This is a genomic window from Paenibacillus sp. OV219 (assembly GCF_900110075.1).
Lineage (GTDB): Bacteria > Bacillota > Bacilli > Paenibacillales > Paenibacillaceae > Paenibacillus_Z.
Genome location: NZ_FOCJ01000015.1, coordinates 37348 through 51567, shown reverse-complemented (window position 1 = coordinate 51567; position 14220 = coordinate 37348). Strand labels below are relative to the sequence as shown.

The window sequence follows — 14220 nt, the reverse complement described above, 5'->3', positions numbered from 1 at the left end:
TGGGTATGAATATATGGAATCTATTTCGCGAGGAGGGTTCCACATGGCAATACCATTTCGTGCTGAAGAACGGAAGTTATCAACCAGCGGCCAATTGAGAACGATGAGACAGCAGGGCAGCGTGCCCGGCGTCGTATATGGAACGAAGCTGAGCAAGCCGATTAATGTATCGGTGAATGAGAAGGAGCTGGCAGCACTGCTACGCTCGCACCCGCATTCCTTGCTGGAGCTAGATATCCCCGGTGCAGGCAAGCAGCCTGTTATGCTGAATGAAGTGCAGCGAGAACCGCTGTCACGTCATGTCATTCACGTCGACTTTCATCAAGTGAATATGAACGAATCGATCAAGACGCCGGTACGGCTTGAAATTATCGGCGATTCAGTTGGCGTTCGCGAGGGCGGTATTCTGCAGCCGATGCTTCACGAGCTGGAGATTCATTGCTTGCCGGATCGCATTCCAGAGGTCATTGAAGTGAATGTGGCAAGCCTCGGCATTGGCGAAAACTTGTTGCTCTCCGATCTCCAGCTACCGGAAGGCGTAACGACGAAGCTGGATGCCGATCATGTGATCGTGACGATTCTGGCGCCTCAGCTTGGTCTGTCGGCTGAGGAAGCGCACGACGCAGCTGTGGAAGCTCACGAAGCGGAGCAGCGTGCACATGAAGCAGAAATGCACGCAGTCAGATTCGAAAAATAATGATCAAGGGCTGCGGGCAAGATGCAGCCCTTTTACTTTTTTATTAGCACGTTCGCAGGTAAACGGACAGGCTCTGTAGAAAATAGAGGGACAATAGGTTTCGCTGCGCAGGCAGTATGAATATTAGTAGTAGAGCAGGAGTGAAGGTACAGCATGAAATGGATTGTCGGACTCGGCAACCCCGGCACCGCCTATCAAGGTACGCGGCATAACGTGGGGTTTATGGTCGTGGATACGCTCGCGAAGCGCTGGGGCATCAATGTATCGCAGAGTAAGTGTAAAGGATTAATCGGTGAAGGCAACGTAGGCGGGACGAAGGTCGCGCTTATTAAACCGATGACGTATATGAATCTGTCGGGGGAGACGGTAAGGGGCTTTATGGACTATTTCAAAGCCGAACTCGAGGATGCGATAATTGTATATGATGATCTGGATACAGTAACGGGCAAGATCCGTCTTCGTTATCAGGGAAGCGCAGGCGGTCATAACGGCATTAAATCTATCATTCAGCATACCGGCACGCAGAATTTCAACCGGATTCGCCTCGGCATATCGCGCCCGCAGCCGGGTATGAGCATATCGGACTATGTTCTCGCGAACTTCGCGAAGAGCGAAGGGGACCTGCTGAAGAGTATGGTCGAAGAGTCTTGCGATGCGATTGAGTTCGGTTTGACGAATTCATTCGAGCGGACAATGGCCAAATATAACCGTTAAATTTCACCGTATGAGGGCATACTGAGGGTATAACAACTACTCAGGAGGCATAAATATGGCTGTAAATTACGTTTGCCGGCACTGTAAATCGGCCATGGGATCGATCAACAGCGACCATGTATCGGAAACTCAGCTCGGTTTCCATTTCTTGACCCCCGAAGAGCGCAGCGATATAATAGCCTATAATCCAAACGGAGACGTTACGGTTAATGTCGTTTGCGATTACTGTCGCGAGGCGATTGAGAGCAATCCCGAGCTGCTGCTTGTATCGAATCCGCTGCAATAGCGGGCGGGCTAGCAGGGAAAGAAATTGTATGGACAAGAGAGCCTTGGCGTATGGCTGAGGCTTCTTTTTTTAACATTATAGAATTTATAAGTTTCACTTGTATAAATTTCTATAATGTCTCCGGATTGAAACGCGCTGCTCCGCCAGAAGGGCGGAGACAGCCGGTTCACCTTGACCATTCAGAATGAAAGGGTTTCACGCTTGTTCATTTCTGAAATGGGATTTGGTCTGTTGTGAATGAAACGAGGTGCCGCTGAAGTTGAAAGCATTACTGGAAGCTTACGCTGCGGATACGGACTTTGGATCTGTCGTATCCGGGATCAAGAAAGGGATGCAGGAGCAGCTCATTTCGGGGCTCGCAGGCTCATCAAGGCAAGTGATGATTGCGGCGCTCAAGCGGGAGTTCGATCGCCCGATGCTCGTCGTCACGCATAACATGTTCGCGGCGCAGAAGATCGCAGAGGACTTGGTGGAGTGCTTGTCCGAGGATGAGGTGCTGCTCTATCCGGCCAATGAGTTAGTCGCTGCAGAAGCAGCTATATCGAGCCCGGAAACGTTGGCTCAGCGGATGGATGTATTGATCCGGCTGTCCCAAGGGTTTCGCGGGATTGTTGTCGTGCCGTTCTCCGGCGTCCGGCGCTACCTGCCGCTAAGCAGTGCGATGGCTTCCGCGCGGGCAGAGCTGCGTGTCGGTGAGACACTATCTTTGGAAGCGTTCTTACGGCAAATGGTAGAGCTCGGCTACGAGCGTGTCGATAAGGTGGAGGGCAAAGGGGAAATGAGTGTCAGGGGCGGAATTGTCGACCTGTTCCCGCTAACCTCTCCGCATCCATACCGGATTGAATGGTTCGACGACGAGATCGACTCCATTCGTACGTTCGATCAAACTGATCAACGGTCAATCGAGAAGCTGCAGCATTACAGCGTGCCGCCGTGCCAAGAGCTGATGGCGGATAAGCGCCGCTTCGAGAATGCCGCGGAGCATGCAGTATCGCTGCTGGATCAGCAGCTTGCAAAGATGACGGACCGGACAGCGAAGGATCGGCTGCGGTCGGAGATCGGCTCGGAAATCGAGAAGCTACGGGAGCATCATTATTTTCCAGAAATTTATAAATATATTTCGCTGCTTTATCCAGAACGGCAAACGTTATTCGATTATATGCCGAAGGACACGCTGCTGATTTATGAGGAGCCAACTCGTCTCATTGAGACGGGCCGCCAGCTGGAGCGGGACGAGGCGGAGTGGGCGACGCATCTGATGACGCATGGCAAAGCGCTGCCTGCGCTTGCTTTGGCGCGCCCTTCGGATGATGTCTTGTTCCACCGACCGTTTCAAACGCTGTTCTTATCGCTATTCTTACGGCAAATTCCGCATACGCAACCGCAGAATATTCTGAATGTCGTCTGCCGCTCCATGCAGAACTTCCACGGACAAATGAACGTGCTGAAGGCAGAGATGGAGCGCTGGCGCAAAACAGGCGCGACAGTCATTATGCTCGCCGGTAACGCGGAGCGGATGGATCGGATGCGCAGGGTGCTGCACGATTACGGCATTGAGCCGCCTACGCTCATTGAGGGCAACCTCCAGAGTGGTTTTGAGCTGCCGTCGATTCATCTGATTGTGATTACCGAGGGCGAGATGTTCTCGCAGAAGCAGCGCAAGGCGCGCCGCCTCGATAAGAAGATAGACAATGCGGAGCGGATTAAGAGCTATACGGAGCTAAAGGTTGGCGATTATGTCGTCCATCAGAACCACGGTATCGGCAAGTATATGGGGATCGGCACGCTTGAAATCTCCGGGATTCATAAGGACTACATGCATATTTTGTATGCGGGTGGCGATAAGCTGTCCGTTCCAATTGAACAGATTGACCTCATTCAGAAGTATGTCGGCTCCGAAGAGAAAGAGCCGAAGGTGTATAAGCTAGGCGGCAGCGAATGGACACGTGTGAAAAGCAAGGCGCAATCATCCGTCAAGGACATTGCTGACGAGCTCATTAAGCTCTATGCGGAGCGTCAGGCGACCACAGGCTTTGCGTTCGGGCAGGACACGACGTACCAGCAGGATTTTGAAGCGATGTTCCCGTATGATGAGACGCATGATCAACTGCGTGCGATCAGCGAGATCAAGCAGGATATGCAGATTGCGCGTCCAATGGACCGTCTGCTTTGCGGCGACGTAGGCTACGGCAAGACTGAGGTTGCGGTGCGGGCAGCGTTCAAATCGGCTATCGAGGGCAAGCAGGTGGCCATTCTGGTGCCGACGACGATTCTCGCGCAGCAGCACTATGAGACGTTCCGCGAGCGGTTTTCTGGCTTCCCGTTCAACGTTCAGGTGCTGAGTCGGTTCCGTTCCAAGAAGGATCAGACCGCAACGATGAAGGGGCTGAAGGCGGGTACGGTCGATGTGGTCATCGGTACGCATCGTTTGCTGTCGCAGGATATTATTTTTAAAGACCTCGGCTTGCTCATTGTCGATGAAGAGCAGCGCTTTGGCGTATCGCACAAAGAGAAGCTGAAGCGGCTGAAAACGAATGTCGACGTGCTGACGCTGACGGCAACGCCAATTCCACGGACGCTCCACATGTCGATGCTCGGCGTGCGCGATCTGTCGGTCATTGAGACCCCGCCAGAGAACCGGTTCCCGGTACAGACCTATGTCGTTGAATACAGCACGTCTCTCGTGCGTGAATCCATTGAGCGCGAGCTGGCGCGTGGTGGTCAAGTGTACTATCTCTATAACCGCGTGCAAGGGATCCATCAGATTGCGGAACAAATTAATGCGCTCGTTCCGGATGCGCGCGTGGCGGTCGGCCACGGCCAAATGTCCGAACAGGAGCTCGAAAAGACGATATTGGACTTCTTGGACGGGGAGTCAGACGTACTTGTCAGCACGAGCATCATTGAGACAGGCGTCGACATACCAAACGTGAATACACTCATCGTCCATGATGCGGACAAGATGGGCCTCTCCCAGCTGTATCAGCTGCGCGGGCGGGTCGGTCGCTCGAACCGGATCGCTTACGCGTATTTCACATACCAGCGGGATAAAGTGCTGACTGAGGTCGCGGAGAAGCGGCTGCAGTCGATCAAGGAGTTCACGGAGCTTGGCTCCGGATTCAAGATTGCGATGCGCGACTTGTCGATTCGCGGCGCAGGCAATCTGCTCGGCGCGGAGCAGCATGGCTTCATTGCGTCCGTCGGCTTCGACCTGTACTCGCAAATGCTTGCCGATGAAATCGCGAAGCGCAAAGCCGGCATGGATGGGGAAGTAGTAGCGCCGGTGAAGGAAGTGAATACGGTTATCGACATGAGCATCGATGCCTACTTGCCGTCTTCCTATATTTACGATAGCATACAGAAGATAGAGATCTATAAGAAAGTAGCCGCAATGCGCACGCTTGAGGAAGTTGACGATTTGCGCGAAGAGCTTGTTGACCGGTTCGGAGATTTGCCGCAGGCTGTCGATAATTTGCTGTCGGTTGCCCGTCTTAAAGTGTTCGGTGCTGCATGCGGAATCGAGCAAATTAGCGGTAAGAGCGAGGATGTCACCTTGAAATTCGCTGAGCGGGAGAAGCAGCGGTTCGATAACAAGAAGGTTGACATGATTTGCTTGCAGCTAGAGAACAGATTCAAGCGTTCAACCGGCCAGGAGCCCTATCCGCTTATGCAATTAAGAGGGAGAGGGCTGCAGGTGGAGCAGAAGCTTGAACTGCTGGAACGGTTTTTGACCCAATATAAAGACACCATTCAATCGAAAGGGGAACTACAGAATGCTACGCACTAACAATTGGAGAAAAGCGATCCTGCTTGTCCTTGCAGGCATTCTCGTCATCACGCTGATGGCGGGTTGCGGCAAGAAAGAGGAGAGCGGCGGCGTACCAGGAGCTGGAGAAGGCAAGACGATTGCAACCTATAAGGACGGTGTCGTCACGGATAAGGAGTTTAAGCTCTACTCCACGTTCTTCGGCGTCGTACAGCCGCAGACGGAGATGTATCTAAGCATTCCGCAGCTGCAAGAGCAGTTCTTGCGTGAATATATCGGGTACAAAATTCTGTTCAAGCAACTGGGCGATAAAAAGCAAACGGATGAAGAGAAAAAGAATGTCGACACGTTCTATACGCAGCTGAAGCAGTCGGTGGATGCTGACGCAGCGACGAAGAAGAAAGTGGACGACGCAGGCTTGAAAGAAAGCGACATTCGTTACTTCTTCACGATGATTTCGACCATCATGAAGGAGCAAGAGAGCAAAGTTACGGATGACCAAGTGAAGAAGCAGTATGACGCAACGAAGGATGATTACAATGTCGTTAGCGTTCGCCATATTCTGATTAGCACCGTTGATCTGACAACAGGCGCTGAGAAGCGCAAAGACGCAGACGCGCTGAAGATTGCAAAAGAAGTGAAGGCTCAACTGGATGCAGGCGGCGACTGGACTGCGCTTGCGAAGAAGTATTCCGAGGATCAAGGCTCCAAGGATAACGGCGGCCTGTATGAAAACCAACCGGCGAAGAGCTGGGTAGCGGAATTTAAAGAGGCAGCGAACAAGCAGCCAATCGGCAAAGTCGGCGATCCGGTGAAAACGCAGTACGGCTACCATGTCATGAAGGTGGAGAAGCGCACGCCGACTGCGTTCGACAAGCTGACGGCAGATGATAAGGCACAGCTCAAATCAACGCTGGCGTCCACAAACTTGAACAAATATATGACGGACGAGCTGCCGAAACTAATTACGAAGATCGATCTGCCGAAGACTGAAACGCCGGCGACTGACTCCGGTTCCAATGCAGGCGGCACGACGAATACGAATAAAGACGCAAACACGAATACGAATACAAATGCCGACAAAAAAACAGAAACGAAGTAATAAAGAGCAATCCTTACGGATGCGGTAACAACAAGACAAGCTCAGCCTAAGCTATGAAGGGCTGGGCTTGTTTTGACTTTATAATCATTTCATAGGAGGTCACAAAGTGACACAGCAGCTATTCTTTGTAGGTTCCTACTCCTCGGAGGAGCAAGAGGGTGTATCGGCAATGACTCTGAATACAGTGACGGGTGCAATCAGCCGATTGTCCGGTGTAGCAGGCATTCATAATCCATCCTTCTTGCGTGTTAATGATGCAGGCACTCATCTCTACGTGGTAAGCGAAACCGGCGTGGAGCCTGGCAGTGTGCTGAGCTATGCGCTGACAGGCGATAACGGTGGGCTAACGGCGATTAACGAAGCGTCCACGCTCGGCGGTTCGCCATGCCATGTCGAATTTGACAGGAGCGGGCAGCTGCTTGTCGTGACGAACTATACGGGCGGCACGTTCAGCTTGTATGCGCTCGGTGAGGATGGTTCCGTTACACTTGCTGATCATATCTCGCATGAGGGCCGCGGACCGCGCGATGACCGCCAGGAAGCGCCGCATCCGCACTCGGCGATCGTTGATCCAGCAGGGCGCTATGTGCTCATTGCTGATCTCGGCACAGATGAAGTCGTCTCGTACCGAATGGATTCAGATGCGAAGAAGCTGATCAAGCAAGGGGCGACTGCTGCTGCTCCGGGAGCGGGTCCTAGGCATATGGCGTTCCACCCGCAGCAGCCGATTCTGTACGTCATCAATGAGCTGGACAGCACCGTTGCCGTTTACAGCTATGAAGCGGAACAGTCTCAGCTGACACTGAAGCAAGTCATTTCGACGCTGCCGGAATCGTTCACTGAGGAGACGACCTGCGCGGACATTCATGTGACGGCTGACGGGCGTTTCTTATATGCGTCGAATCGCGGACATGACAGCATCGCGGTATATCGCGTAGGATCGGACGGTTCGCTTACGCTTGTGCAGTTCGCGCCAAGCGGTGGGAAGACGCCGCGCAACTTTGCGATATCACCGGACGGACAATATCTGCTGTCGGCGAACCAGGAATCGAGCATCATCGTCACCTACCGGATCGATCAGGCGACAGGTGAATTGCAGCCGACAGGGCACAGCATCGAGACGAATAAGCCGGTTTGCATTGCATTCGTGAAGTAAGCCGCGTGAGCGGAAGATCATATAGGGCCGGATGAGCGGGGACTTCGCTTGTCCGGTTTTTTTGTGTTGTTCGAAAAGAAGGTCTTGTTATATATGTGCTATATATACGGTGTGTCCCGTAAGCATATCGCTCAATATTGTGAGTTAAATTAACATTAATATGAACGAATAACGCATATTATCAGCAGTTAAGAAAAATTTGATTATTTTATGTAAAGTTTATTGACATCAATCTAGAGCGGATTTTATAATGAGACCACGAACGTTGGAAGACAAATCCAGAAAAACGTTCGGAATAGAGAAAGAGAAAAATAGGGATTGGGAGTGGGAGAATGAGGAGTAGGAAGGCGAAGGGCAGTGCGGCGGTACTCATTGCATTATGCTTGGCGCTCGCGGGATGCGGTACAAACAACGATAAAGCTGCATCCCCGAATGAGGGCACGCAGACAGATTCGACCGGCGGCGGGGAAATTAAAGTGGGTATTCTTCATTCTCTCAGCGGCACAATGGCAATCAGCGAGGTGTCGGTCAAAGATTCAGAGATGATGGCGATCGACGAAATCAACGCGAAGGGCGGCGTGCTCGGTAAGAAGATCGTGCCTGTCGTCGAAGACGGTGCGTCGGATTGGCCGACCTTTGCGGAGAAGGCGCGGAAGCTTATCTCCGAAGATAAAGTCGCGACGGTGTTCGGCGGATGGACGTCCTCGAGCCGTAAAGCGATGCTGCCCGTATTCGAAGAGCTGAAGGGGCTGCTCTGGTATCCGGTCCAGTATGAGGGACTTGAGCAATCACCGAACATCATGTATACAGGCGCTACGACGAACCAACAGATCGTACCTGCTGTCACCTGGCTCCTCCAAAACCACGGCAAGAAGTTTTTCCTCCTTGGTTCAGACTACGTATTCCCACGCACAGCGAACAAAATCATCAAAGAACAGCTCAAGGTTGAAGGCGGAGAGCTCGCAGGCGAAGAGTACACGCCGCTCGGTCATACCGACTACGCCACAGTTATCGCCAAGATCAAAGAAGCGAAGCCGGATGTCGTGTTCAACACGCTGAACGGTGATAGCAACGTCGCTTTCTTCAAGCAGTTGAAGGATGCCGGCATTACCTCCAAAGACCTCACAACATTGTCCGTCTCCGTCGCAGAAGAAGAAATTCGCGGTATCGGCACAGACGTACTCGCTGGTACATACGCCGCTTGGAACTACTACCAAACAACAGACACCCCTGCCAACAAAACCTTTGTAGAGAATTATAAGAAAAAGTACGGCGATGACCGTGTAACTGCTGATCCGATTGAAGCAGGCTATGATGCTGTATACCTGTGGGCTGCAGCCGCCGAGAAAGCAGGCTCCACCGATGTCGAGAAGGTTAAAACGGCGGCGAAGGAACTTGAATGGGATGCGCCGGAAGGCAAAGTGAAGATTGACGGCGAGACCCAGCACTTATACAAAACCGTTCGTATCGGCGAAGTGCAGACGGATGGCCAGTTTAAGGAAGTATGGAATTCCGGTGAGCCCGTGAAGCCAGATCCATTCCTGAAAGGTTACACGTGGGCAGCTAGCTTAACTGCAGGCAAGTAAGGGATTAACGCAATTTGCAATATACGAATCGCGCTGCGCCGCCGCTTCATGCCTGGCGGCGCGGCCTGGTTTGCGAAAGTCGGTTGCTTGGGACGCGATAAGGGGTGGGTGCATGGACGTTGTTGTGCTGCAGCTGTTTAACGGAATTAGCGTCAGCTCGATCCTGCTGCTGATTGCGCTTGGATTATCGGTTACATTCGGGCTCATGAAGGTCATTAATATGGCACATGGTGAGCTCATTATGATTGGAGCATATACCGCCTACGTTGTGCAAAATTTGTTTACCTCCTATATGCCCGCCTCGCTCTTCGGCTGGTATTTCGTTCTCGCCATTCCGGCGAGCTTCATCATCGCTTTCTTACTCGGCCTCGTCCTCGAAATGAGCCTCATCCGCTTCCTATACGGGCGCCCGCTCGACAGCTTGCTTGCTACTTGGGGTGTCGGTCTCATGCTTCAGCAGCTCGCGCGCAGTATATTTGGCGCACCGAATGTTGGCGTAACGAGCCCTGCATGGCTGAACGGTGGTGTAACTGTACTTGGAGATATCGTGTTTCCGTACAAAAGGCTGTTCATTCTTGGACTGGTACTTGTCTGCTTGTTCCTCATGTACGTGTACATTTACCGGAGCCATTCGGGACGCCGTATGCGGGCGGTCATGCAGAACCGGGAGATGGCGGCATGCCTTGGCATTTCGACGCGCCGGGTCGATGCGGTTACGTTCGCAATCGGCTCAGGCATTGCAGGCATTGCAGGCTGCGCGCTTACACTCATTGGACCAATCGGGCCGTCTATCGGCACTTATTATATTGTGGATGCCTTTATGGTCGTCGTGCTTGGCGGCGTCGGCAAGCTAGTAGGCACCGTGTTTGGCGCATTTGGAATTGGCTTGTCGAATACGTTGTTCGAATATTGGACGACGGCCTCGCTCGGGAAGGTGCTCGTGTTTCTATGCATCGTCGCGTTCCTGCAGTGGAAGCCAAGCGGATTTGTGGCGATGCGCTCTCGCTCGCTCGATAACTAAGCAAGAGGTTCTACTTTGAAAGGTGGTGAGGGCATGCTGCTACGAACATTATCGTCCCGGCGTCTGTGGCTCCTGGCGGTTTATGCGGCGTCGGCAGTCGTTCTCTTCTGCGCGCCGCTTGTGCTCAGTGATTTTCGGCTTAACCTGCTGGCGAAGTTTCTGGCGTATGCAATCGTAGCGCTCGGGCTTGATCTAATCTGGGGCTACACAGGCATTCTTAGTCTGGGCCATGGCGTATTCTTCGGACTCGGCGGCTATGCGATGGCGATGTACTTGAAGCTCGAAGCAAGTGGAGGGCGGCTGCCGGATTTCATGGACTGGAGCGGGCTGACCGCACTGCCATGGTTCTGGAAGCCGTTCGAGTCGATCGGCTTCGCTCTAGCCGCAGGCATTCTGTTGCCCGCTCTGCTCGCGCTTGTGCTTGGCTATGTGACGTTCCGCAACCGCATTCGCGGCGTCTACTTTACGATTCTGACGCAGGCGCTCGTCATCATTATGGTGACTCTGTTCGTTGGGCAGCAAGCCTATACAGGCGGTACCAACGGCGTTACTGGCTACGGCAAGCTGTTCGGGTACTCACTCGCAGCGCCGAACACGAAGCGATGGTTGTATTTTGTAACGGTGGCGGTGCTGATTGGCGCTTTCTTGATCTGCCGGTTAATTGTGAAGAGCCGCTTCGGCAAGGTGCTGCGGGCGATCAGAGACGGCGAGAATCGGGTGCGTTTCATCGGCTACAATCCAGCGATCTATCAGATGGTCGCATTCGCGATTTCTGCAGGGCTCGCAGGGCTTGCGGGCATGCTATTCGTGCTTCATGTCGGCATTATTTCACCGTCGATGATGGGCATCGTTCCTTCGATTGAAATGGTGCTCTGGGTGGCGATCGGAGGGCGCGGCACGCTCGGCGGCGCAGTGCTTGGAGCGGTGCTGCTTAATTCGGCGAAGAGCACGTTCAGTGAATCTTATCCGAACATGTGGACTTTGTTCTTAGGCGCTTTGTTTGTGGTCGTCGTCGTGTTCCTGCCGAAGGGTGCTGCGGGACTGTTTGGTAGTTTGAAGGGGTTTGTTGGAAGGAGGAGGAAATCGGATGAACGAACGAATGGAATCCGTAATCCTGCAGTGTGATGGTGTGACGGTTGATTTCGACGGCTTCAAAGCGGTGCAAGGGATGGATCTGACGCTTACGCGCGGCGAGCTGCGGTTTCTCATCGGTCCGAACGGCGCGGGCAAAACAACGATGCTGGATGTCATTTGCGGTAAAGTGAAGCCGGCGTCAGGCAAGGTGACACTGCGCGGCGGCGTTGACATTACGCGGAAGCGGGAGCATCAGATTGCGGAGCTTGGCATCGGCCGGAAGTTCCAAACGCCGTCGATCTTCCCGTCGCTCACCGTCTACGACAATCTCGAGATCGCGATGAAGCAGAATCGGGGCGTCTTCGCGGCGATGCGCGCTAAGCTGCGCCCTGCGGAGGCTGATCGTCTCGCGGCACAGCTGGAAATGGTCGGTTTGCAGGGGAAGGCGTCGTGGCGGGCAGGCGGGCTGTCGCATGGCGAGAAGCAGTGGCTGGAGATCGGCATGATACTGCTGCAGGAGCCAGAGATTCTGTTGCTGGATGAGCCGGTAGCAGGCATGACAGACCGGGAGACAGAGAAAACCGGCGAGCTGCTGCAGCAAATCCGCAAGACGCAGTCAATTGTCGTCGTGGAGCACGACATGGAGTTCGTACGCAGCTTCGCGAGCAAGGTGACCGTCATGCATGAAGGTCGGCTGCTGAAGGAAGGGTCCATGGAGGATGTGCAGCGGGATGACCGCGTCGCGGAAGTGTATTTAGGGAAAAGGCGGGATGCCGATGCTAGCCGTTCAACAGCTTGAAGCAGGTTACGGGGAGAGCGTCATCTTAAGACAGGTGACGCTCCAGGTGAAGCCGGGGCAGGTCGTCTGCCTGCTCGGGCGCAACGGGGTTGGCAAAACAACGCTCATGAAGAGCATTATGGGCGTGCTCAAAGCGCGCCGGGGAACAGTGACCTACAAAGGCGATGATATGACGAAGCTGCCACCGGGGCAGCGGGCGAAGAAGGGGATCGGTTATGTGCCGCAGGGGCGTGAGGTCTTCCCGCAGCTCACAGTGTTCGAGAATGTGCTGCTTGGACTTGAAGCGGCAGGAGGGAAGAAGCGGCGTCACGCCATACCGGAGTCCGCAGTCGCCAAGTTTCCTGTGCTGCCTGCAATGTACGACCGCAAGGGCGGGGACTTAAGCGGCGGGCAGCAGCAGCAGCTCGCCTTCGCCAGAGCGCTCGCCTCGGAGCCGGAGCTGCTGCTCCTCGATGAGCCGTGCGAAGGCATTCAGCCTTCCATCGTTGATGATATCCGCGATGTCATCCGCTCAATCAAGGCAGGAGGGGAGACGTCAATTCTGCTTGCTGAGCAAAGCCTAGAGTTCGTGAAGAGTGTTGGCGATTACTTCTACATTATGGAGAAGGGCTCTGTTGCCTGGGAGGGCGGCCTATCGGATTTGAATGACGAAGTGATTCGTCATTACCTGACGGTATAAACAATTATGTAATAAAACCTAACACAAGTGTTGACACATCCATGATCCTCCTTTTAATATAAAGACAGATGTTAGATTATCTAACAATAGAATATCGGTTCCCCGCATTCCGATAGGGAACAACAAGCTGTCTAGGGTTCCGTGGCGCGCACAGAAAAGTGCCAGCTGGTCCGAGAGATGGCGTATGGAGCGAATCGCTTCATATACACGGAAGGACAAAAGCCTGGGAGATCTCTCCTTAGGCTTTTTCTATTTCTTGTACACAGGGTTCTCGTATCAGGCAGCCTTAGGTACATAAAAGAGAAACGATGGGAGTGGGGACGAATGAAGAGAAGAATGAAACGAACGGTTACGGTAGCTGTGCTCGCTGCAATGCTTATTACACTCGCTGGATGCGGTGGATCGAAGGACGCTTCCACAGGTGCAGATGATTCACCGATTACGATTGCGCTAAGCCCTTGGCCGGGCTGGTTCTTCTGGTTCCTCGTCGATGAGAAAGGCTTCTTCGATAAGCATGGCGTGAAGGTCGATCTCAAATGGTTCCCGGTCTACAGTGATTCCTTGCAGGCACTCGCGACAGGAAAGGTCGATGCAAACAGCCAAACGCTGAGCGATACGCTTGCGCCAGCATCGAAAGGCATCGGTCTCAAGGCTGTGCTGGTTAACGACAACTCCTTCGGCGGCGATGCCATTGTAAGTAAGCCTGATATCGCGTCGATCAAAGATTTGAAGGGCAAGACGGTAGCGACCGAGCTTGGTACAGTCGATCATCTCCTCCTTCTGACGGCACTCGCGCAGAACGGGCTGTCCGAGAAGGATGTCAATTACGTGAATATGACGGTTAACGATGCAGGACCTGCTTTTATCACTGGCAAAACAGATGCATCCGTGCTCTGGGAGCCATTCCAAACGAAAGCGGTGAAGGAAGGCAAAGGCAAGGTGCTCTTCTCCTCGAAGGAAACACCTGGGCTAATCCCCGATCTGCTTGTCTTCCGCGACGAGGTTGTGAAGAACCGCCCGGATGATATTCAGAAGATCGTCGACGCTTGGTTCGATGCGCTGGACTACTTCAAGACTCATGAAGACGAAGCAATCAAACTCATGGCGGAGAAGGCAGAGACGACGCCAGAGGACTTCAAGCTTGGGCTTGATAGCATTAAGCTCTTTACGAAGGAAGACAACGTGACAGCGTTCGGTAAACGGGATGAGTACACATCGCTTCCGTATACGGCAGAGAAGACGGCAGACTTCCTGAAGAAGCTCGACATGGTAGATGAGATTAAAGACTTTAGCGTCCTCTTTGATTCATCGTTTGTAGAAAAAGCAGCGAAGGAGTGAGC

Annotated in this window: 12 protein-coding genes and 1 riboswitch; all 12 genes read left to right on the top strand. The window is 53.2% G+C overall.

Annotated features, from left to right (window positions below):
- The first annotated feature begins 43 nt into the window (after positions 1–43).
- The 12 genes from BMY11_RS26455 (at position 44) to BMY11_RS26400 (ending at position 14218) form a co-directional block, all read left to right on the top strand.
- Complete coding sequence (locus BMY11_RS26455; protein ID WP_090583094.1) at positions 44–697, top strand: 50S ribosomal protein L25; 654 nt, start codon at positions 44–46, stop codon at positions 695–697.
- 153 nt (positions 698–850) lie between these two features.
- The gene (gene pth, locus BMY11_RS26450) at positions 851–1411 is read left to right on the top strand and encodes an aminoacyl-tRNA hydrolase (protein WP_090583092.1); all 561 of its coding nucleotides are present in this window, start codon (positions 851–853) and stop codon (positions 1409–1411) included.
- A 55-nt stretch (positions 1412–1466) separates the two neighbouring features.
- Positions 1467–1697 (top strand): anti-sigma-F factor Fin, encoded by a 231-nt coding sequence (locus tag BMY11_RS26445; protein ID WP_090583090.1) that lies wholly within the window; start codon positions 1467–1469, stop codon positions 1695–1697.
- A 259-nt stretch (positions 1698–1956) separates the two neighbouring features.
- The gene (mfd, locus tag BMY11_RS26440; RefSeq protein ID WP_090583088.1) at positions 1957–5484 is read left to right on the top strand and encodes a transcription-repair coupling factor; all 3528 of its coding nucleotides are present in this window, start codon (positions 1957–1959) and stop codon (positions 5482–5484) included.
- On the top strand, positions 5471–6565 hold the full coding sequence (locus tag BMY11_RS26435; RefSeq protein ID WP_090583086.1) for a peptidylprolyl isomerase: 1095 nt from the start codon (positions 5471–5473) through the stop codon (positions 6563–6565). Before mfd ends, BMY11_RS26435 begins: the two co-directional genes overlap by 14 nt.
- 106 nt (positions 6566–6671) lie before the next feature.
- Positions 6672–7721, top strand: coding sequence for a lactonase family protein (locus tag BMY11_RS26430; RefSeq protein WP_177182842.1), 1050 nt, complete (start codon positions 6672–6674; stop codon positions 7719–7721).
- A gap of 332 nt (positions 7722–8053) precedes the next feature.
- On the top strand, positions 8054–9307 hold the full coding sequence (urtA, locus tag BMY11_RS26425) for an urea ABC transporter substrate-binding protein (protein WP_090583082.1): 1254 nt from the start codon (positions 8054–8056) through the stop codon (positions 9305–9307).
- A 112-nt stretch (positions 9308–9419) separates the two neighbouring features.
- Entirely contained in the window at positions 9420–10328 is a 909-nt protein-coding gene (urtB, locus tag BMY11_RS26420; protein WP_090583080.1) for an urea ABC transporter permease subunit UrtB, read from the top strand.
- Between the two features lie 33 nt (positions 10329–10361).
- Positions 10362–11453, top strand: coding sequence for an urea ABC transporter permease subunit UrtC (gene urtC / locus BMY11_RS26415; protein ID WP_090583143.1), 1092 nt, complete (start codon positions 10362–10364; stop codon positions 11451–11453).
- Positions 11416–12201 carry an urea ABC transporter ATP-binding protein UrtD gene (urtD, locus tag BMY11_RS26410; protein ID WP_256217793.1) on the top strand — a complete coding sequence of 262 codons (786 nt, stop codon included), beginning with the start codon at positions 11416–11418 and terminating at the stop codon, positions 12199–12201. Before urtC ends, urtD begins: the two co-directional genes overlap by 38 nt.
- Positions 12179–12880, top strand: coding sequence for an urea ABC transporter ATP-binding subunit UrtE (gene urtE, locus BMY11_RS26405; RefSeq protein WP_090583078.1), 702 nt, complete (start codon positions 12179–12181; stop codon positions 12878–12880). The genes urtD and urtE overlap by 23 nt, the downstream gene beginning before the upstream one ends.
- A gap of 120 nt (positions 12881–13000) precedes the next feature.
- Positions 13001–13112: riboswitch (guanidine-I (ykkC/yxkD leader) on the top strand.
- A 92-nt stretch (positions 13113–13204) separates the two neighbouring features.
- On the top strand, positions 13205–14218 hold the full coding sequence (locus BMY11_RS26400; RefSeq protein WP_090583076.1) for an ABC transporter substrate-binding protein: 1014 nt from the start codon (positions 13205–13207) through the stop codon (positions 14216–14218).
- Positions 14219–14220 lie beyond the last annotated feature (2 nt).

Excerpts from the sequence above, each read along its gene's own strand:
- pth (WP_090583092.1), top strand. The coding sequence starts at position 851 with ATGAAATGGATTGTCGGACTCGGCAACCCCGGCACCGCCTATCAAGGT.
- urtC (WP_090583143.1), top strand. The coding sequence starts at position 10,362 with ATGCTGCTACGAACATTATCGTCCCGGCGTCTGTGGCTCCTGGCGGTT.
- BMY11_RS26435 (WP_090583086.1), top strand. The coding sequence starts at position 5,471 with ATGCTACGCACTAACAATTGGAGAAAAGCGATCCTGCTTGTCCTTGCA.
- BMY11_RS26455 (WP_090583094.1), top strand. The coding sequence starts at position 44 with ATGGCAATACCATTTCGTGCTGAAGAACGGAAGTTATCAACCAGCGGC.
- urtA (WP_090583082.1), top strand. The coding sequence starts at position 8,054 with ATGAGGAGTAGGAAGGCGAAGGGCAGTGCGGCGGTACTCATTGCATTA.
- urtD (WP_256217793.1), top strand. The coding sequence starts at position 11,416 with ATGAACGAACGAATGGAATCCGTAATCCTGCAGTGTGATGGTGTGACG.
- BMY11_RS26445 (WP_090583090.1), top strand. The coding sequence starts at position 1,467 with ATGGCTGTAAATTACGTTTGCCGGCACTGTAAATCGGCCATGGGATCG.
- urtB (WP_090583080.1), top strand. The coding sequence starts at position 9,420 with ATGGACGTTGTTGTGCTGCAGCTGTTTAACGGAATTAGCGTCAGCTCG.
- BMY11_RS26400 (WP_090583076.1), top strand. The coding sequence starts at position 13,205 with ATGAAGAGAAGAATGAAACGAACGGTTACGGTAGCTGTGCTCGCTGCA.
- urtE (WP_090583078.1), top strand. The coding sequence starts at position 12,179 with ATGCTAGCCGTTCAACAGCTTGAAGCAGGTTACGGGGAGAGCGTCATC.